The sequence below is a fragment of the Brevundimonas sp. S1H14 genome, assembly GCF_047716865.1.
Taxonomy (GTDB): Bacteria; Pseudomonadota; Alphaproteobacteria; order Caulobacterales; family Caulobacteraceae; genus Brevundimonas; species Brevundimonas naejangsanensis.
The window spans coordinates 508,256-527,461 of record NZ_CP136679.1 but is presented as its reverse complement, the minus strand read 5'-3'; the positions used below and the strand labels follow the sequence as shown (position 1 = coordinate 527,461).

20 protein-coding genes are annotated in these 19,206 nt (G+C 67.1%); 9 read left to right on the top strand and 11 right to left on the bottom strand.

Going from position 1 to position 19,206, the window contains the following annotated elements; translation table 11 throughout:
• Positions 1–49: 49 nt before the first annotated feature.
• Both RSD66_RS02495 and arfB read left to right on the top strand, forming a co-directional pair.
• A complete protein-coding gene (locus RSD66_RS02495; protein ID WP_415288868.1) occupies positions 50–508 on the top strand; it encodes a YaiI/YqxD family protein in 459 nt (152 codons plus the stop codon).
• Positions 505–906, top strand: a complete 402-nt coding sequence (gene arfB, locus RSD66_RS02490) for an alternative ribosome rescue aminoacyl-tRNA hydrolase ArfB (protein WP_415288867.1) — start codon at positions 505–507, stop codon at positions 904–906. The genes RSD66_RS02495 and arfB overlap by 4 nt, the downstream gene beginning before the upstream one ends.
• Positions 907–918: 12 nt before the next feature.
• Here the strand turns inward: arfB and RSD66_RS02485 are convergent, their stop codons facing one another.
• The 3 genes from RSD66_RS02485 to RSD66_RS02475 are packed head-to-tail and all read right to left on the bottom strand — an operon-like array spanning position 919 to position 3,814.
• Positions 919–1,437, bottom strand: a complete 519-nt coding sequence (locus RSD66_RS02485) for a hypothetical protein (protein WP_415288866.1) — start codon at positions 1,435–1,437, stop codon at positions 919–921.
• 20 nt (positions 1,438–1,457) lie between these two features.
• Complete coding sequence (ubiB, locus tag RSD66_RS02480; RefSeq protein ID WP_415288865.1) at positions 1,458–3,041, bottom strand: 2-polyprenylphenol 6-hydroxylase; 1,584 nt, start codon at positions 3,039–3,041, stop codon at positions 1,458–1,460.
• Positions 3,029–3,814, bottom strand: a complete 786-nt coding sequence (locus tag RSD66_RS02475; RefSeq protein WP_415288864.1) for a class I SAM-dependent methyltransferase — start codon at positions 3,812–3,814, stop codon at positions 3,029–3,031. The genes ubiB and RSD66_RS02475 overlap by 13 nt, the downstream gene beginning before the upstream one ends.
• A 123-nt stretch (positions 3,815–3,937) precedes the next feature.
• Between RSD66_RS02475 and RSD66_RS02470 the strand changes: the two genes are divergently transcribed.
• A complete protein-coding gene (locus RSD66_RS02470) occupies positions 3,938–4,234 on the top strand; it encodes a 4a-hydroxytetrahydrobiopterin dehydratase (protein WP_024355112.1) in 297 nt (98 codons plus the stop codon).
• The gene (locus RSD66_RS02465) at positions 4,234–5,025 is read left to right on the top strand and encodes an SDR family oxidoreductase (RefSeq protein WP_415288863.1); all 792 of its coding nucleotides are present in this window, start codon (positions 4,234–4,236) and stop codon (positions 5,023–5,025) included. The genes RSD66_RS02470 and RSD66_RS02465 overlap by 1 nt, the downstream gene beginning before the upstream one ends.
• Before the next feature lie 102 nt (positions 5,026–5,127).
• Here RSD66_RS02465 and RSD66_RS02460 read toward each other — a convergent pair whose 3' ends face one another.
• The 5 genes from RSD66_RS02460 to RSD66_RS02440 all read right to left on the bottom strand — a co-directional run bounded on the left by RSD66_RS02460 (position 5,128) and on the right by RSD66_RS02440 (position 10,310).
• Positions 5,128–6,471, bottom strand: a complete 1,344-nt coding sequence (locus RSD66_RS02460) for an amidohydrolase family protein (RefSeq protein WP_415288862.1) — start codon at positions 6,469–6,471, stop codon at positions 5,128–5,130.
• 3 nt (positions 6,472–6,474) lie between these two features.
• Positions 6,475–7,971 (bottom strand): amidohydrolase, encoded by a 1,497-nt coding sequence (locus tag RSD66_RS02455; RefSeq protein WP_415288861.1) that lies wholly within the window; start codon positions 7,969–7,971, stop codon positions 6,475–6,477.
• Positions 7,972–8,087: 116 nt separating this feature from the next.
• The gene (locus RSD66_RS02450; protein ID WP_415288860.1) at positions 8,088–8,369 is read right to left on the bottom strand and encodes a DUF167 domain-containing protein; all 282 of its coding nucleotides are present in this window, start codon (positions 8,367–8,369) and stop codon (positions 8,088–8,090) included.
• A gap of 247 nt (positions 8,370–8,616) precedes the next feature.
• The gene (locus RSD66_RS02445) at positions 8,617–9,546 is read right to left on the bottom strand and encodes an electron transfer flavoprotein subunit alpha/FixB family protein (protein WP_415288859.1); all 930 of its coding nucleotides are present in this window, start codon (positions 9,544–9,546) and stop codon (positions 8,617–8,619) included.
• A complete protein-coding gene (locus RSD66_RS02440; RefSeq protein WP_003167502.1) occupies positions 9,546–10,310 on the bottom strand; it encodes an electron transfer flavoprotein subunit beta/FixA family protein in 765 nt (254 codons plus the stop codon). Before RSD66_RS02440 ends, RSD66_RS02445 begins: the two co-directional genes overlap by 1 nt.
• Before the next feature lie 125 nt (positions 10,311–10,435).
• Here RSD66_RS02440 and RSD66_RS02435 point away from each other — a divergent pair, with 125 nt between their 5' ends.
• Positions 10,436–10,777 (top strand): hypothetical protein, encoded by a 342-nt coding sequence (locus RSD66_RS02435; RefSeq protein ID WP_415288858.1) that lies wholly within the window; start codon positions 10,436–10,438, stop codon positions 10,775–10,777.
• Positions 10,778–10,807: 30 nt separating this feature from the next.
• Here RSD66_RS02435 and RSD66_RS02430 read toward each other — a convergent pair whose 3' ends face one another.
• On the bottom strand, positions 10,808–11,380 hold the full coding sequence (locus RSD66_RS02430) for a cob(I)yrinic acid a,c-diamide adenosyltransferase (RefSeq protein WP_024355119.1): 573 nt from the start codon (positions 11,378–11,380) through the stop codon (positions 10,808–10,810).
• A 33-nt stretch (positions 11,381–11,413) separates the two neighbouring features.
• Positions 11,414–11,617, bottom strand: a complete 204-nt coding sequence (locus RSD66_RS02425) for a twin transmembrane helix small protein (RefSeq protein WP_119412578.1) — start codon at positions 11,615–11,617, stop codon at positions 11,414–11,416.
• Between the two features lie 229 nt (positions 11,618–11,846).
• Here RSD66_RS02425 and RSD66_RS02420 point away from each other — a divergent pair, with 229 nt between their 5' ends.
• From RSD66_RS02420 to RSD66_RS02410, 3 genes are all read left to right on the top strand, one after another.
• Positions 11,847–13,904 carry a TonB-dependent receptor gene (locus RSD66_RS02420; RefSeq protein ID WP_415288857.1) on the top strand — a complete coding sequence of 686 codons (2,058 nt, stop codon included), beginning with the start codon at positions 11,847–11,849 and terminating at the stop codon, positions 13,902–13,904.
• 120 nt (positions 13,905–14,024) lie between these two features.
• Complete coding sequence (locus tag RSD66_RS02415; protein WP_415288856.1) at positions 14,025–14,708, top strand: Fe2+-dependent dioxygenase; 684 nt, start codon at positions 14,025–14,027, stop codon at positions 14,706–14,708.
• A gap of 113 nt (positions 14,709–14,821) precedes the next feature.
• Positions 14,822–15,946: a hypothetical protein gene (locus RSD66_RS02410; protein WP_024355122.1), complete on the top strand. Its 1,125-nt coding sequence runs from the start codon at positions 14,822–14,824 to the stop codon at positions 15,944–15,946.
• 60 nt (positions 15,947–16,006) lie between these two features.
• Here the strand turns inward: RSD66_RS02410 and ahcY are convergent, their stop codons facing one another.
• A complete protein-coding gene (ahcY, locus tag RSD66_RS02405) occupies positions 16,007–17,398 on the bottom strand; it encodes an adenosylhomocysteinase (protein ID WP_415288855.1) in 1,392 nt (463 codons plus the stop codon).
• A gap of 253 nt (positions 17,399–17,651) precedes the next feature.
• Here ahcY and RSD66_RS02400 point away from each other — a divergent pair, with 253 nt between their 5' ends.
• On the top strand, positions 17,652–19,136 hold the full coding sequence (locus tag RSD66_RS02400) for a globin-coupled sensor protein (RefSeq protein WP_415288854.1): 1,485 nt from the start codon (positions 17,652–17,654) through the stop codon (positions 19,134–19,136).
• The last annotated feature ends 70 nt before the right edge of the window (positions 19,137–19,206 follow it).

The window sequence follows — 19,206 nt, the reverse complement described above, 5'->3', positions numbered from 1 at the left end:
AGCATCAAGCGACCTTCTCCCCTCGCCCGTCTCGGGCCATAAGCCTGTCATGGCCACCACCCTCTACATCGACGCCGACGCCTGCCCCGTGAAGGAGGAGGTGTACCGCGTGGCCCGCCGCTGCGGCCTGAAGGTCTTCGTGGTGTCCAACGCCTGGATCAACACCCCGCGCGAACCGCTGATCGAACAGGTCGTCGTCGACGCCGGGCCGGATGTGGCCGACGACTGGATTGCCGAGCGCGCCAAGCGCGGCGACATCGTCATCACCGCCGACATTCCGCTGGCCGACCGGGTGTTGAAATCGGGCGCGCAGGCGCTGAAGTCGAACGGCCAGCCGTTCACGGCCGACTCCATCGGCTCGGCCCTGGCCGGGCGGATGATCGGCGAGCATCTGCGCTCCATGGGCGTGCCGACCAGCGGGCCGCCGCCCTTCTCGGCCGCCGACCGCTCGCGCTTCCTGCAGGCGCTGGACGCCGCCGTGGCGCGGGCGCGCCGAGAAGCGTCATGAGCCGCATTCCCGAGGACGAGCTGGAGTTCCGCTTCTTCCGCGCGGGCGGACCGGGCGGGCAGAACGTCAACAAGGTCTCGACCGCCGTGCAGATGCGGTTCGACGTCAAGAACTCGCCCAGCCTGACCGAGCCGGTGAAGGCGCGGCTGATGAAGCTGGCGGGCAGCCGCCTGACGCTGGACGGGGTGATCGTCATCAGCGCCGCGCGCTTCCGCACCCAGGAACGCAACCGCGCCGACGCCATCGAACGGCTGGAGGCCATGGTGGCCGAAGCCTCGATCAAGCCGGTCTATCGCGTGCCGACCCGCCCGACGCGGGCATCCAAGGAGCGTCGGTTGCAGGCCAAATCCAGCCGATCGTCGATCAAGAGCGGACGCGGCAAGCCGTCGCTGGATTGAAGGCGCCGCCCGTCAGTCCTGCGCCGGACGGAACAGCAGGGCGGCGATCAGATCGTCCTCGTTGAAGCCGATAATCCAGTCCGTGGCCTGTTTGTCGAACAGGACGCGGAAGACATCGGCGCCGTTCTGTTGATCCAGGTGCGAAATAGACTTCAGCGGGCCGAACTGCTGGATCAGGGGCGCCACCGCGCCGGACTGGGCGCGAATCTGCTCGGCCAGATCGGGGGTGAACACCGTATAGTCGATCTGACCGGCCTGCATGGCGGCGATGACGGCGCGCAGGGCCTCTTCTGAACGGGCGATATCAGGCGCGGTCGCCGTGGTAGCAGGCGCGGGCGGCGCGGCTTGCGGGCGAGCCGAAGCAGCATCGCCCTCGAAGGCTTCAGGCAGGGTGGCCGCCGCCGCGCCCGAGCCTGTCGTGGGGCCTGTCGTGGGGCCGGTTGCGGGCCGGGCGGGCGCCTGTTGCGCCAGGGCGGGGGCGGCCAGCAGGGTCGCGCCCATCAGGGCGGCGGTCAGAGAAAAGGTCTTCATGCGCAGGCTCCGAAGAAACGTCAGGCGACGATCATCGGCCAAAGCGTCAGCACCAAGGCGGCGACCGACGCACAGACAGCGACGGTGACGGCGGCGACCACCCAGGGCCGCGTTCCGGCCTTCTCGATCACCAACGTCTGAGACGGCGGCGGGTTCTGCACCAGACGCGACAGGGCTTTCAGCGTGGCGACGGCTTCCTCCATCGCCTCCTTGGCCTGGTTCGCGGGCCCCAGTTCGCGGCGAATCCAGCGCTCGACCACCGGCTTGGCCGCGTCCCACAGGTCGTGATCAGGGTTGAGGCGGCGCGCCACCCCCTCGACCGAGACCATCGTCTTCTGCAGCAGCACCAGCTCGGGCCGCATATGCATGTCGAACAGGGCGGTGATCTCGAACAGCTGGCCCAGCAGACGTCCCATCGACACCTGGCTGGCCTGACGGCCGATCACCGGTTCGCCCACCGCTCGCAACGCCTGCGCAAAGGTATCAACCGAATGATGCGGCGGGACATAGCCAGCCTCGAAGTGAACTCGGCTGATGCGGTCGTAGTCGCGGCTGATGAAGCCCCACAGAATCTCGGCCAGATAGCGGCGCTCGGCCGGGCCCAGCCGCCCGACGATGCCGAAGTCGATGGCCGTCAGTTGCGCGGGCGCGTCGGCAAACAGATTGCCCTCGTGCAGGTCGGCGTGGAAGACGCCGTGGTCCAGCGCCTGCACCAGAAAGGCGCGCACGACCTTGTCGGCCAGCGCATCCTTGTCGAGGCCCGGCAGTTCGACCAGCGCCGGGTCCGTCATCGGCAGGCCCTGCGCCCATTCCAGGGTCAGCACCCGCTTGCCCACCCCGTCCCAGACCACAGCGGGCGCGGACATATAGCCGTCCTTGGCCATGACCTCGGCCAGTTCGGAGGCGGCCGCCGCCTCCAGCCTCATGTCCAGTTCCAACTGCAAGGACTGGGCGATGATCTCGACAAAGGCGCGCGGCTCCAGCCGACGGGCGGGCTCGACGAAGCGGTCGACCAGCTTGGCGCCCAGACGCATGGCGTCCAGTCCCCGGGCCACGCGGCGCTCGACGCCGGGACGCAGCACCTTGACCGCCACCTTGCGCCCATCGGCCAGCCAGGCCGGGTGCGCCTGAGCCAGCGACGCGGCGCCCATCGGTTCGCTCAGATCAATGAACAGGCTCTCGGCGGGACGGCCCAGCGACCGCTCGATCTCGCGCCTGGCCTCTTCCAGCGGGAAGGGCGGCAGCTTGTCCTTCAGACGCCCCAGATCCTGGGCGAACTGCAGACCGAAGATGTCGGCGCGGGTGGCCAGCACCTGGCCCAGCTTGATGGCGACGGGGCCAAGGTGCTCGAAGGCTTCGCCGACGCGCTGGCCGGGCCGCCCGGCGCGATGTTTGCGGCTGGCGAACATCTGGATCAGGCGGGCGAACGGACGCCCCCAGGCGGGCAACAGGGGATTGGCCTCGCGCGGGATCAGGGCGTCGTGGCGCGCCAGCACCCAGCCCCAGCGGACCATGCGGAAGGCCGCGCCCACCGGATGGCGGACCGGCTGGGCCTGAGGCGTCGGCGGCGGAGCGTTGAAGGTCAGCCGGCTCAGATCGCCCACCCGTGGTGGATGGCGGCGATCCCGCCCGACAGATTGGTGACGCTGACGCGGCTGAAGCCCGCCTCCTCGATCATCCGCTTGAAGGTCTGCTGATCGGGGAAGCGGCGGATGCTCTCGACCAGATACTGGTAGGAATCACGATCCTTGGCGACCAGCTGGCCGATGCGCGGAATGGCGTGGAAGGACCAGGCGTCATAGGCCTTCCTCAACGCGCCGGTCGTGGGCCGCGAAAACTCAAGGCAGATGAAGCGGCCGCCCGGCTTCAGCACGCGACGCGCTTCGCGCAGGGCCTGCGGAATGTCAGCCACGTTGCGGATGCCGAAGCTGATCGAATAGGCGTCTATCGAGGCGTCGGGCAGCGGCAGGTGCATGGCGTCGCCGACGCCCCAGGCCATCTCGGGCTCGCCGCCCTTGGCCACGCCGTTCAGGATCATCTCGGCATTGTAGTCCATGACGATGACAATGGCGTCCTCGCCGCCGCGCCGTTCCTGCGCCGCGCGGGCCATCTTCGAATAGCGGCGAGCCATGTCGCCGGTGCCCCCAGCCATGTCCAGCACCACCTCGCCCGGCCGGACGTTCAGCTTGGCAGCCGTCGCGTCCTTCCAGATGCGGTGAACGCCCGCGCTCATCAGGTCGTTCATCAGGTCGTAGTTGGAGGCGACTGAGTTGAACACGCCGCGCACCATCTGCACCTTTTCCTTGGCGTCCACGTCGCGGAAGCCGAAGGAGGAGGTCTTGCCGGAAGCGTCGGAGGAGGGATCGGCCTGGGTCATGGATGCGGGTGTAACGCCTCCCGCCGCCGCCGTCATCCGGGGAAGCGTCGCATCTGACGCAGGCGACGGCTTGTCGCGTCACGGGGCGCGCGATACGCCTGAACAAAATACAAGGAGACGCCCATGACCGCCGCCCTCGACGTGACCGAAGTTCTGGCGGGCCTGCCCGACTGGCGCCGCGCCGACGATCCGCGCCCGGCCATCGCGCGGACCCTGCGCTTCGCCGATTTCAACGCCGCCTTCGGCTTCATGACCCGCGTCGCCCTGCTGGCCGACAAGGTCGATCACCATCCAGAGTGGTCGAACGTCTACAACCGCGTCGAGGTGCTGCTGACCACCCATGACGCGGACGGGGTGACGGAGCGCGACGTGGCGATGGCCCGCTTCATCGACGAAGCGGTCAAGGGGCTGGTCGAGTAATGGCCCCCCGTCACGGACGCGTCGCAGGCAAGGCGGCCCTGATCACCGGCGCCGCCGGCGGGCTGGGCCAGGCGATGGCGCGGATGCTGGTCCGCGAGGGCGCCAAGGTCGCGCTCAGCGATCTGGACCTGAACGGCGTCCGCGCCCTGGCCGAGGCGATCAACGCCGAACATCCCGGCATGGCCTTCGCCTATGAGCACGACGTCACGCGCGAGGACGACTGGGTCCGCGTGGTGGACGCGGCGGTCGAGGACATGGGCGGTCTGTCGATTCTGGTGAACAACGCCGGGATCGGCGGCCAACTGCTGTGGGCCGAGCAGGACACGCTGGAGAACTGGCGCAAGGTCCAGGCGATCAACCTGGAATCCGTCATGCTGGGCTGCAAACACGCCATGGCGCCGCTGCGGGCCTCGGGCGCAGGGTCGATCGTCAACATCTCCTCAATCGCGGGGCTGGCGGCCGCGCCGGGCATGGGCGCCTACAACGCCACCAAGGCGGCGGTCTGGCTCTACACCAAGACAGTGGCGTTGGAGGCGGCCAAGGCGGGCTGGAACGTGCGCGCCAACTCGGTGCACCCGGTCTTCATCAAGACGCCGATCCTCGATCCCTTCGTCGTCATGGCCGGCGGGAACGAGGCGAGCGCGCACGAAAAGCTGGCGCGCGGCATTCCGCTGAAACGGATCGGCGAGCCGGACGATGTGGCGTACTGCGTGCTGTATCTGGCGTCAGATGAATCGAAGTTCGTGACCGGCGCCGAGTTCAAGATCGACGGCGGGCTGACGGCTCAGTAGAGGCGCGGGCCTGCATACCCGCTCATCCCGGCGGACATCAGGAATACAAAGAAGGGCGCCGCGGTCTCCCGCAGCGCCCTTCCGTCTTCAGGCCGTGAAGCCTCAGTTGCCGTAGGCGGGCGGCATGGCGCCCTCGCCGCCAGTGCGGTAGCGGTCGCGCAGCAGCAGGTTGCGCGCCTGCAGCGGCTGCTCCACCCCGTCGATCAGCACGGCTGACGGCTGGCTCAGCGGCTCCAGCGGATCGCCGGACCAGACCAGGACGTCGCCCGCCGCTCCGGCCTTCAGCTCGCCGAACTGGCCGTCGAAGCCGAAGATGCGGGCCGGGTTGACCGTGATCGCCTGAATGGCCGCCGCGAAGGGCAGGCCGTGCGAGACGGCGTTGCCCGCGTTGTAGCGGATGTCGCGGGCGCGGTGGGCCGAACCCTCGTTGCCCTTGATGGCGATGACGACGCCCGCCGCGTTCAGCGCCGCCGCGTTCTGCATCCGCGCCGCCCGCATCTCGAAGTTCGAGGGCAGGTTGGTGATCGGGTGCAGCAGGACCGGCACGTTCGCCGCCGCGATCTCGTCGGCGACCAGCCAGCCTTCGGCGGCGCCGTCCATGATGATCTTGATCCCTTCCTCGCGCGCCAGACGCAGCACCTGCTGGATGTCCGAGGCGCGGTTGACGGTGACGATCAGCGGCATACGCCCCTCGGCCACCGGGATCAGGGCCTCCATATCGGCGCGCGACAGCGACAGGGCGCGCATGTCGGCCCGCTCATAGGCCGCCTTGTTGCGGGCGTAGGTCCGCACCTCGGCCAGGGTCTCCTTGAACAGGACGAACTCGGCGCCGCGCGCGCCGCCCGCCACCGCCTTGCCGGCCTCGCCGAAGGGCGCGACCATCGCCACGCGCGGCTTCACCAGGATGTCGTCGCCGCCCAGCTTGATGACCGCCGCCTGACCCGCGAACAGGCCCGGCGTCTGGAAGCCGCCCGCCCCGGCGCCGGCGAAGTCGCTGTCGTCATGGCTGTGCCCGCCGCCCGAGCCGCCGTGCTGCGGCGTAACGACGGCGCGCGTGACGCCGCCCAGACGCGCGACCGGCAGGGTAAAGGACCACGGATCCAGCCCATAGGACAGGTCGAAGGCCGCCGTCAGGGTGTTGGCGCGGTTGGCCAGGTCGTTGGAACCGCGCACCGAACCGACCTCGGTGCCGCCGAGACCGGAATCCACGGCGACGAAGCCCGGCGTCACCACCTTGCCGCGCGCGTCGATGACCCGCAGACCGGCCGGGGCCGCACCGGTTCCGACTGAAACGACCTTGCCGTTACGGATGACGACGGTGCCGTTCTCGATGACCGAGGTCCCGGTCAGCACCTGGCCGCCGGTGATGGCCACGTCCTGGGCCAGAGCGGGGCTGGTCAGTGCGAAGGCTGCGACTGCGCCCGCAAGCAGAGTTTTGATACGCATGGTTCAGCGGGCTCCCTGGGCGACGCCGGCGGCGGACAGGCCGAAGCCGGGCTGGCCCAGTTCGAAATCGGACACGGGCTGGAAGGCGGGGTTCTGGCGATCAAACGCCAGGCCGCCGTCGATGAAGACCTGATCGGCGCGAGCGTAGATCGAGAAGGGATCGGCGCTCCAGATCACCACATCGGCGCGTTTGCCGTTCTCCAGCGAGCCGGTCTCCTTGTCGATGCCGATGGATTTGGCCGCATTCAGCGTGATCCAGCCGATAGCGTGTTCTTCAGAGATGTTCATCCCGGCGCGCCGACCGGCCGACAGGGCGGCGGCGGCTTCCTGGTTCAGGCGCTGGATCAGTTCGGCGTCGTCCGAGTGGATGACGGCGCACGAGCCCTCGGGCGCGTCGGTCAGGGCGGCGTTCTCCTCGATGCCGTCCAGGGCCTCCATCTTGAAGCCCCACCAGCCGGTCCACATGGCGGCGCAGACGCCTTCACGCGCCAGCATCGGCGCGATCTTGTAGGCCTCGACCGCGTGGTGGAAGGTGGTGACCTTGTAGCCGAACTCCTTGGCCACATCGAGCATCACAGCCATTTCGTCGGCGCGATAGCAGTGGTTCTGGACCAGGATCGAGCCGTCCAGCACGCCCGCCAGGGTCTCAAGCTGCAGGTTGCGGGTCGGGGGCGTCCCCTGACCGTCCTCACGCCACTTGTCCCACTTGGCCTTGTAGTCGCGCGCGGCGATAAAGCCGGCGCGATAGCCGGCGACATTGCCCATGCCGGTGGCGGGCGACTGATTGCGGCCGCCGTAGACGCGCGAAGGGTTCTCGCCGCAGGCCATCTTCAGGCCGTAGGGGGCGTTGGGGAACTTCATCCCCTGCATGGTGACCGAGGGGACGTTGCGCAGGGTCACGCCGCGACCGCCGAACAGATTGGCCGAGCCGGGCAGGATCTGCACAGTCGTCACGCCGCCCGCGCGGGCGGTGTTGAAGCCCGGATCCTGAGGCCAGATCGAGTGCTCGGACCAGACCTGGGCGGTGTTGGGGTTGGTGGCCTCGTTGCCGTCGCTCATCCCCTGCACGCCGGGCGAGGGATAGACGCCCAGGTGGCTGTGAATGTCGATGATGCCAGGCGTGACGAAGCGGCCGCGCGCGTCAACCACCTGGTGACCCGCCGGGACCGGAGTGTCCGCGCCGCCGACAGCGGCGATGCGGCCGTCGGTGACGACGACGACGCCGCCCTCGATCTTCTGGCCCGCGCCGGTCAGCACCGTGGCGCCGACGATGGCCATGTTCTGGCGCGGCAGGCCGCGATAGGTCGAGGGATAGGGGTCCTGATTGGCCCAGCCGTCCAGACCCGGCGCCATCGTGCGGTCCCTGGACGACGACGAAGTCGAAGCGGTCTGCGTCTTGGGCGACGCCTCGCCGGTCGTGGCGCAGGCCGACAGGCTGAGCGCGCCGAGCGCGCAGGTGAGGACAGCGAGGCTTGGCCCCCGCAGGCGACTGAACAACATGGGCGAGCCCCCTCGCGCCCGCGAACGGCGGGCAAACAATGGCGCGTATACAATCGCCTGTTTCCGTCAGGGTAAAGCTCTAAAAGCGGTTGCTCGCGGCAAAGTCAGCGCGGCGCTCAATCGGCAGGCAAGCGCGCGCGGACCTCCGCGTCAGTCAGGCCGTCGACCTCGACCATCTTCAGCCGCGACTGGCCGCCGCGCGCCAGGGTCACGTCGCGCTTGGGCACGCCCAGCGCCTTGGCCAAGAAAGCGGTCAGGACGGCGTTGGCCTCGCCCTCGACCGGCTGGGCGCGAACGCGGACCTTCAGCATCGGACGGCCGTCCGGGTCGACATCCCAACCGTCGATGCGATCGGCCGATGCGCGCGGGGTCAGTTTGATGGCGAGGCGGGCGGTCATGCAGCGTGTTTGGCCCATTCACGCGAGAGCGCCAAGCTAACCTTCCCGCTCATCCCGGCGGACGCCGGGATCCAGTGCTTTGGCTTCAGGCGCCGCGCAGGAAGCCTGCGGATATCTCCACCGTGGAGCGCGTAGCTCTTACTGGGTCCCGGCGTCCGCCGGGATGAGCGGATATAGAAGGCGGATAAGAAAACGCGCCGGACGATCCCTCGCCCGGCGCGCTTCCAACTCAGCGTGACGCTCGCCCTTAGCCCAGAGCGGCCATCAGTTCCGGCACGGCGGTCTTGTAGTCGGCGACCCAGCCGTAGTCGGCGACCTGGAAGATCGGGGCGTCGGCATCCTTGTTGATGGCGACGATCACCTTGGAGTCCTTCATCCCGGCCAGGTGCTGGATGGCGCCCGAGATGCCGATGGCGATGTATAGGCCCGGCGCCACGACCTTGCCGGTCTGCCCGACCTGATAGTCGTTGGGAGCGTAGCCCGCGTCGACCGCCGCGCGCGAGGCGCCGACAGCGGCGCCCAGCTTGTCGGCCAGGGGGTCCATGACGGCGTGGAACTCTTCGGCCGAGCCCAGGGCGCGGCCGCCCGAGACGACGATCTTGGCGGCGCCCAGTTCGGGGCGGTCCGACTTGACCATTTCCTCGGAGACGAAGGCGGTCTTGGGCGCTTCGCCCGCAGCGACGCTCTCGACCGGGGCCGAACCGCCTTCAGCGGCGGCGGCGAAGGCCGTCGGGCGCACGGTGATGACCTTCTTGGCGTCGACCGACTGGACCGTCTCCAGCGCATTGCCCGCATAGATCGGGCGCACGAAACTATCAGACGACAGGACCTCGACGATGTCCGAAATCGGCGCCGTATCCAGCTTGGCCGCGATGCGCGGAGCGAAGTTCTTACCGTCGGTGTTGGCCGGGGTCAGGATGGCGTCGTAGTTTCCGGCCAGCGGCAGGACGGTGGCCTCGACGGCCTCGGCCAGACCGTGAGCAACGGCGTCGCCCTCGGCCAGCAAGACCTTGCGCACGCCCGAAATCTTGGCGGCGGCGTCAGCCACGGCCTTGGCGTCCTTGCCCAGCACCAGAACGTCCACGTCGGACGACAACGCCAGGGCGGCCGTCACGGTCTTGTTGGTGGTGTCGCGAACGGCCGAGCCGTCGTGGTCGGCGATGACGAGAACGGCCATTACAGAACCCCTGCGTCTTTGAGCTTGGAAACCAGTTCGGCCGCATCGGCGACCTTGACGCCCGCCGAACGCTTCGGCGGCTCCGTCACCTTCAGCACCTTGAGGCGGTCGGCCGTGTCGACGCCGTAGTCGGCGACCGCCTTCATGGCGATCTCCTTCTTCTTGGCCTTCATGATGTTGGGCAGCGACGCATAGCGCGGCGTGTTCAGGCGCAGGTCGACCGACACCACGGCGGGCAGTTCCGCCGAGACGGTCTGCAGGCCGCCGTCGACTTCACGCGTGACGACAGCCTTGCCGCCTTCGATCGCCAGCTTGCCGGCGAAGGTGGCCTGCGGCCAGTCCAGCAGGGCGGCCAGCATCTGGCCCACGGCGTTGTTATCGCCATCGATCGACTGCTTGCCCAGCAGGACCAGATCCGGCTTCTCCTCGTCCACGACCGCCTTCAGCACCTTGGCGACGGCCAGCGGCTCCAGGTCCGTGTCCGACTGCACCAGGACGCCGCGATCGGCGCCCATGGCCAGGGCGGTGCGGATGGTTTCCTGAGCCTGGGTCACGCCGATGGAGACGACGACGATTTCCGTCGCCGTGCCTGCGGCATGGTGTTCCTTGCCTTCCTTCAGACGCACGGCCTCTTCGACGGCGATTTCGTCGAAGGGGTTCATGCTCATTTTGACGTTGGCGAGGTCGACGCCGGTCTGGTCCGCTTTCACGCGAGCCTTGACGTTGGAGTCGATCACCCGTTTCACCGGGACGAGTACCTTCATGAGACTATCCGCTTGGTCACCGAAATATCGGCCGAGGGATTGGACCGACGAGGCCGACCTGTCAACGTAACGCTACGTGAAGTGCGGTCGTGTCGCGGACGCATTTTTGATCTATTGAGACCGGCATGAAACGCTTCCTGACGATCCGTCGCCTCAGCTTTATCTTCTTCAGCCTGTTTGCGGTGACGCTGGCGGGGCTGTTCGTCCTGCAGCGTTTCTGGGTCGATCCGGGCGATCGCTGTACGGCCAAGGGCTATTGGTACGACATGGAGACGCGCATCTGCGCCCAGCCCGTCTACCTTCCCGACATCACCAAACGGCCCGAAGGCATGACGCGCGCCGAGGCCTCGGCCGAGGCCAACCGCGACCTGGTCAAGCTGGAAGACCAGATCGCCGCCGACAAACGCGCCCGCGCCGCCGCCACCGAAGCCGAGCGCGAGCGGGTCAAGGCGCTTCAGGGGCGCTAAGCCCCCCTGATCTTCAGTCTGTGCTCAGCCTCAGCGCGTCGCGCCGGGGCGCCACAGCACGTCGCCCGCGCCATTGGCGTTAGCGCGGCGGGCAGCGACGAACAGATGGTCTGACAAGCGGTTCAGATAGCGGACCGCGTCCGGATTCACCGTCTCGCCGCTTTCCACCAGCCGTACGGCGTCGCGCTCGGCCCGACGGCACACGGTGCGCGCCAGATGCAGATGCGCCGACAACGGCGAGCCGCCTGACAGGATGAAGCTGTCCAGCGGCTTCAGGCTTTCGTTCATCCAGTCGATTTCCTTCTCCAGCCGCTCGACCTGTGAGGCGATGATGCGCAGCGCCTCCCATTTCGGGGCCGGGTCCAGCGGGGTGGCCAGATCGGCGCCGAGGTCGAACAGCTCGTTCTGGATGCGGCCCAGCATGGCGTCGATGCGGTCATTCTGGCCGCTGTTCAGACGCGCCACGCCGATGACGGCGTTCAGCTCGTCCACCGTCCCATAGGCCTCGACCCGCAGATCGGTCTTGGACACCGGCGCGCCCGAGGCCAGCCGCGTCTGACCGGCGTCGCCGGTGCGGGTGTAGATCTTGTTCAGCGTCACCATGGCGCGCCCTCCCTGTTTCCGTAAGCGCCGGCCTCAGCCCGCGTGCGTGCGCTTCAGCCACATGCCGATCATCAACAGCAGCACCGCCACCGCCTGCAGGGCCACCCGCCACCGCATCAGCTTGTTGGACCGAGCGCCTGCGCCCTCGCCCCCGCGCTGCATGTTGTACAGGCCCAGGCCCAGGGTGATCGCGACAGCGGCCACGGCGATCAGGATCAGGATGTCGATGATGTCCATGACCGCCTCTTTAGGCCCGAGCGCATTTGCGCGCCAGTCGTGTCGGAAGCACGGCGCAAATGCGACCTATTCGCACACCCCCATTGCCAAGAAAGTTCGAACGCTGTTGAGAAGCGTTCTCATTTCTTAAGGGCCTAACGGCCGCCTGTCCGAAAGTCGGAGTTCTCATTTGTCCAGCCTCCTGCCCCCCATGTCCGCCGCCCTGCTTTTGGCAGTTCCCGGCGCCGCCATGGCGCAATCCCAGACCGCCGGGTCCGCCATTACGGAGGTGGACGAGGTCGAGGTGATCGGACGTCGGGCAGGCGAGCCCACCGGACCGCAATTCACGGCCCCCCTCAAGGATACGCCCAAGAGCGTCACCGTCATCAGTCGTGAACTGATCGAGCAACGCGGCGCCGCATCGCTGGCCGACGTGCTGCGCACGACGCCGGGGATTTCGCTGGGTTCGGGCGAAGGCGGCACGCCGGTCGGCGATCGCCCCTTCATTCGCGGCTATGAAGCCAGCACCGACATCTTCATCGACGGCGTTCGCGATCTGGGCCGCTTCGCGCACGAAGCATTCAACATCGAACAGGTTGAGATCATCAAGGGCCCCGGCTCCGCCTACAGCGGCCGTGGCTCGACCGGCGGCAGCATCAACATGGTCAGCAAGCGTCCGCGCGCCGAGAACTTCATCTCCGGCTCGGTCGGAGCCGGAACCGATCAGTACATGCGCTCGACCCTCGACCTGAACCGGATGCTGACGGACAAATTCGCCGTGCGTCTGAACCTGATGAGCCATCAGGCGGACACGCCGGGCCGCGACCACGTCAATTCCGACCGCTATGGCTTGGCGCCGTCGCTGGCTTATCGTCTTTCCGAAAGCACCAGCATCCATCTCGGCTACTATATGCTGCGCGCCAACGACGTGCCCGATCTCGGCCATCCCTTCGCGATCGACGACAGCGGAGAGCCGGTCAAGGTGCGCCGCGACAACTTCTATGGCGTGAAGGGGCGCGACGCTCGCCGCAACAACGCCGATATCGGCACCCTGACGCTTGAGCACGAATTCTCGAACGGGTTCCAGTTCACCAACGTCAGCCGCCTGGCGGAATCAACCAGCCAGTACATCATGTCGCGACCGACGATCCACGTCGCCTCAGGCCAGGTGAATCGGGATGTTCGCACCGGCAACCGTCGCAGCGAAACCTGGGCCAACCAGTCGGCCCTGCGTGGCGGTTTCAACCTGGCGGGCACGCGCAACCAGTTCGTCGCTGGCCTCGACTTCTCCGAAGAGAAGCTGCTGACCGGCGAGATTCCGGCGGCCGCCCTGTTCGCCGTCGGCCGCGCCGACCTGCAGAATCCGAACGCCAACGAGCCCGCCTATCGCGGCCCCACGCTCAAGGACTTCAGCGACGATTACAACGACCTGAGCAATCGGACCCGCACCCAGGCCGTTTACGTCTTCAACACCACCGATTTCAACGACAAGTGGTCCCTGAATCTGGGCCTGCGCTACGATGACTACGATGTCACGGACGGAACCGCCGCCAACCGCTCGAAATTCTGGAACTACCAGGCGGGTCTCGTCTACAAGCCGCGCTCCAACGGCAGCATCTATCTGTCGTACGGCACCTCGTCCAATCCCTCCGGAGAGACGGCAGGCCAGTCCGGCGGCGCCGACGGCTCGGCGGGCGGCGGCCTGGGCGGCTCGCGTCCGAACCTGGACCCGGAAGAAAACCGCAGCTTCGAACTGGGCACGAAGTGGGAGGTGTTCAACAACCGCCTGTCGCTGACCGGAGCGATCTTCGAGACCGAAAAGACCAACCAGCGCGCCACCGACCCGGTCACGGGCGAGGTCGCCCTCATCGGCAACAACCGCACGCGCGGCCTTGAGCTGGGCTTCTCCGGCAATGTGACGGACGCCTGGGCGGTCTACGGCGGCTACACCTACCTCGACCCGAAAATGCTGGACGACGGCGCAGGCTCCAACGACGGCAAGCGCCTGAAGTTCATCGCCCAGAACAGCTTCAGCATCTGGAGCACCTATACGATCCAGAAATTCACCGTGGGCGGCGGCGCCACCTATATGTCGGATCGCTGGATGAACGACGCCAACACCCTGGGGGTCCCGGCCTACTGGCGCTACGACCTCATGGGGTCCTATGAGATCGACGAGAACGTCAATGTGCGCGTCAATATCCAGAACCTGACGGATGAGACGATCTACGAAGGCTCGCACGTCGGCCTCTTCGCCAACGTCGGCCCCGGCCGCTCCGGCTTCGTGTCGCTGAACTTCAACTTCTAAGGCGGTTCGCTGGAAACCTCGTCCTTTTGCGAGGGCGAGGTTTTCCATTAGCGCGCCCCTGCGAATATGAGGGGGCGCAGATCTTGAACCCTACGCCTCACGCCGCACGGAGACCCGGCCATGTTGGTGCACATCCCAAATGTCCTGAACCGCGACCAGGTCCAGCAGTTTCGCACCCTGATGGACGCCGCCGACTGGACGGACGGCAACCAGACCTCCGGCGCGCAGTCCGCTCTGGCGAAGAACAACACCCAACTTCCCGAGGGATCGCCGCTCGCCAAACAATTGGGCGCCGTCATCCTTGATGCGCTCGGCGCCTCGCCGCAGTTCGTCTCGGCCGCCCTGCCGCTCAAGGTCTTTCCGCCGCTGTTCAACCGCTACCAGGGCGAGCAGTCGTTCGGCCTTCACATCGACAACTCCATCCGCATTCTGCGCGGAAGCGATTTCCGCATCCGCAGCGACCTGTCCTCGACGCTTTTCCTGTCGGACCCGGACGAATACGATGGCGGCGAACTGGTCATTCAGGACACCTTCGGCGAACAGCGGGTGAAGCTGCCGGCCGGCGACCTGATCCTTTATCCCGCCTCCAGCGAGCACCTTGTGACGCCGGTGACCCGAGGCGTCCGCGTGGCGTCCTTCTTCTGGACCCAGAGCATGGTGCGCGACGAGGCGGCGCGTCGAACCCTCTATGATCTGGACACGGCCATCCAGGCCCTTGTGCCGGTCATCGGCAACGACGATCCCCAGGTCATCAAGCTGACCGGCGTCTATCACAATCTGCTGCGCCGCTGGGCCGAGTGCTGAGCGCTTCCCCTTTCCTCCCCGACTGACCGGGCCGCCTCCTGCTGGAAGCGGCCCGTTTTTTTTTCGCGCTCCAAACTAAGCCGTTGGTCACCTTTGGCGGGCACAATGTCGCCATGACCGACCGCGCCATCCGCAATCTTGAACACCTGCGCCGCACCGCCTCGACGGCGCGGGTGCTGAACCTGCTCAAGGTCTATGACGAACACGGCGACACCGAGGACTGGGCCGAGCGGCCGATGTTCCGCACGCCGGCGCTGAACCGCGCCCTGATCATCAAACACCGCCTGCGCCGCAATGAGACCGACGCCTTTCCGGGCCGTCGCCAGGTGGCGACCAAGATCGTGGTGCCGATCGACAGCACCGACCTGAAGACCGGCGGCCGCTTCATCTTCGTCAATCAGATCGGCTTTGAACGCGCCATGCATGAAGCGTTCGGCGTCGACGCCGATCATCCGGACCTGAAAACCCTGCGGCTGATGGACCGGCTGCCGTCGCTGGACCCCTTCCTGCTGCGCGAGCAGCTTCGGCGGGGCAGTGTGGATGCGGCGGCCTGTTATTTCGCCCTCAGCGAGGCCGACCTGGAGCGGATGCTGGAGTTCGTCCAGAGCGAGATCGAGCCGCTGGTCACCCTCAGCGTCGGCGACGGCGTGGTCGCCGCAGGCTCCACCGCGCGGATGGCGGCCAAGATCCTGTCCAACGCGCCCGGCGACAGGCTGGAGGCCCTGCGCCTGACGCTGAAGCTGGAGCCCGAGCAGTATCAGGAGGGCGTCTTCTGCTGGAAGGGCTTCCTCTATTACAAATGGGCGCTCAGCAGCCTGATGGCCGATATCGTCAACGTCGCCGACGAGGTGGTGACGGTGCAGGCCGTCGGCCCCAGCGACCGGGCCGCCGCCGAATATATTCAGCGCGGACGCGGCGTCCTGCGCGCGCGGATCATGAAGACCTGCGACGAGGTCAGCCGGACGCTCCGCTATTACGACGACGCCTATGCGGCCCTGACGCGCGAGGGCAATCCGGTGGCGTTCAGGGACTTCCTGCTGGAGGCGCCCGCCATGTTCACCCGGCTGGGCGACCAGCTGGGGGCGGTGCAGCACATCGTCAGCTTCTGGCGCTTCCGCTTCAACCCCAAGGCGCCGCCGGTCGGGGTGGACGAACTGATCGACATCTTCATGGACTTCGAGACCGGCCTGATGGGACGCGGACCGGACGAGTTCGATCCGCGCGATATCGCCGCGTGACAAAGAAAACCCCGCGCCGTCGACAGCGCGGGGTTCTGTTTTCAGGCCTGAAGCCGGTCCTTAGTAGCGGTAGTGTTCCGGCTTGAACGGGCCTTCGACCGGCACGTTGATATAGTCGGCCTGTTCCTGGTTCAGCGTCGTCAGCTTGGCGCCCAGCTTGGCCAGGTGCAGGAAGGCGACCTTTTCGTCCAGGTGCTTGGGCAGGGTGTAGACCTTGTTGTCGTAGGCCTTGGCGTTGGTCCACAGCTCGATCTGGGCCAGCGTTTGGTTGGTGAAGGAGGCGCTCATCACGAAGGACGGGTGTCCCGTGGCGTTGCCCAGGTTCACGAGGCGGCCTTCCGACAGCAGTATGATCTTCTTGCCGTCCGGGAACTCGACGTGGTGGACCTGATCCTTGATCTTGTCCCACTTGAAGTTCTTCAGGCCCGCGACCTGAATCTCAGAGTCGAAGTGGCCGATGTTGCAGACGATGGCGTTGTTGCGCATGGCGCGCATGTGCTCGACGCGGATGACGTCCTTGTTGCCCGTGGTGGTAACGAAGATGTCGGCCTTGTCGGCGACGTCTTCGAGCGTCTGGACCTCATAGCCTTCCATCGCCGCCTGCAGGGCGCAGATCGGGTCGATCTCGGTGACGATCACGCGGGCGCCGCCGTTGCGCAGGCTGGCCGCCGAGCCCTTGCCCACGTCGCCGTAGCCGCACACCACCGCCACCTTGCCCGACAGCATGACGTCGGTGCCGCGACGGATGGCGTCGACCAGCGATTCACGGCAGCCGTACAGGTTGTCGAACTTGGACTTGGTGACGCTGTCGTTGACGTTGATGGCGGGGAAGGGCAGTTCGCCGCGCTCGGCCATCTGATACAGGCGGTGGACGCCCGTGGTCGTCTCTTCCGACACGCCGCCGATGGCGTCGCGGATGGCCGAGTAGAAGCCCGGCTTTTCCTTCAGATAACGCTTCATGACCGAGAAGAGGGCTTCCTCTTCCTCGTTCTGCGGATTGTCCAGGACGGAGGCGTCCTTCTCGGCCTTCGGACCCAGCACGCACAGCAGGGTGGCGTCGCCCCCGTCGTCGAGGATCAGGTTCGGGTAGCCGCCATCGGCCCATTCAAAGATCTTGTGGGCGTATTCCCAGTACTCGACCAGATTCTCGCCCTTGAAGGCGAAGACCGGCGTGCCCGACGCGGCGATGGCGGCGGCGGCGTGGTCCTGGGTCGAGAAGATGTTGCACGAGGCCCAGCGCACTTCGGCGCCCAGGGCTTCCAGCGTCTGGATCAGCACCGCCGTCTGGATGGTCATGTGCAGGGAGCCGGCGATGCGGGCGCCCTTCAGAGGCTGGGACGCGCCGTATTCGTCGCGCAGCGCCATCAGGCCCGGCATCTCGGTTTCGGCGATGGCGATTTCCTTGTTGCCGAAGTCGGCCAGGGAGATGTCGCGGACGATGTAGTCGGTCATGCTGAAATGTCTTTCGGCCACTGTCGGAGATTGTCGCCGCTATAGCGCGACGCGGCGGGTGGAGCAATCAAGACATAAGGATGTCTTTATATGAACCACGCCAAGGCGCTGACGCCTCGGCCTCCCACAGCGATTTGAGCCTGCTCATTAAGGGAATCTACGCATCCGCGGCTTAACCCGGCCAATACCCTCTTGGTGACAAGGGGTATTAAGGGCCCTCCCTCCGCCCTGCCGTTGCAGTGAGTATTGCGTCATGGCTTCCCACGAGATCGACCGCCGCATGAACTTCATGGGCCTGGGTCGGCCGTCCGCCGGTTACAGCGCCGTTTCGGGCGTGCTGCGCAAGAACGCGCCTGTGGCCCTGGCCGCCTTCTACGACAAGGTGCGCGCCGAACCTGAGATGCGCCGCTTCTTCCGCGACGAAGGGCACATCAGCGCCGCCAGCAACGCCCAGCAGCGCCACTGGGACGCCATCATCGACGGCCGGGCCGACGAGGACTACGCCGCCTCGGTGCGCACCATCGGCCGGGTTCACGCCCGCATCGGTCTGGAGCCTCGCTGGTATATCGGCGGCTACAGCGTGATCCTGGCCCACCTGACCCGCGCCATCGTCGAGCGGCCCAGAAAACTGTTCGCCAATCGCCGCGAACATGACCGCATCACCGCCGAGGCCGTGGCCGAACTGAACCAGCGAGTCATGCTGGACATGGATCTGGCCATCTCCATCTACCTCGACGCCCTGCAGGAAGAGCGCGACCGCGTCCAGGCCGAACACGACGCCGCCGAAGCGCGACAGGCCGAAGTGGTGCGTGCGCTTGGCGCCGCCCTGCACAGCCTGGCCGACAACGACCTGTCGGTGACGCTGCCGAACGTCTTCCCCGAGGAATACCGCTCGCTGCAGAACGACTTCCATGCCGCGACCCGCGCCCTGCGCACCGCCGTGCGCGCCGTGGCCGACAGCGTCGAAAGCCTGAGCGCCGGCTCCAGCCAGTTGGCCGTCGCCTCCGAGGACCTGGCCAGCCGCACCGAGCGTCAGGCCGCCAATCTGGAGCGCACCGTCAACGAAGCCGACGCCATCGCCCGCGAAGTGGCCTCCACCGCCGACGGGGCCCGCCAGACCGCCGAGGCCCTCGCCGCCGCCCGCACCGATGTCGAACACACGACCCAGGTGGTCGGCGACGCGGTTTCCGCCATCCACGCCATAGCGGAATCCTCTGCCGAGATCGCTCGCTTCACCAGCCTGATCGACGAGATCGCCTTCCAGACCAATCTGCTGGCGCTCAACGCCGGGGTCGAGGCCGCCCGCGCGGGCGACGCCGGGCGCGGCTTCGCCGTCGTGGCCCAGGAAGTGCGCGCCCTGGCCCAGCGCTCGTCCGAAGCCTCGGGCGAGATCCGCACCCTGATCGCAACCTCCTCGGCCCAGGTGGCGCGAGGGGTCGATCTGGTCGAGCGCACCGGCGCGGCGCTTGAGCGCATCGGCGCCAAGGTCACGGCCGTCGACAGCCTGGCGGGCGGCATCGCCGGCTCGGCTCAGGAACAGGCCGAGGGCCTGGCCCGCGTCCGCCGCGCCATGGGCGAGATGGACGACATCACCCAGCAGAACGCCGCCATGACCGAGGAAGCGACAGCCGCCGCCCGTCAACTGGCCAATGAAGCCGTCAGCCTGAACCAGCAGGTCGGCCGCTTCCGACTGGACCGTTCGGTCGCAGACATGGCCAGTCCGCGCCTTGTCGCCTGACGGCCGCTTCGCGCAACGTCGTGCGGCCAAGACAGGCTTGGCGGATCGGCCGCAAGTCGTTTAAGCCGTC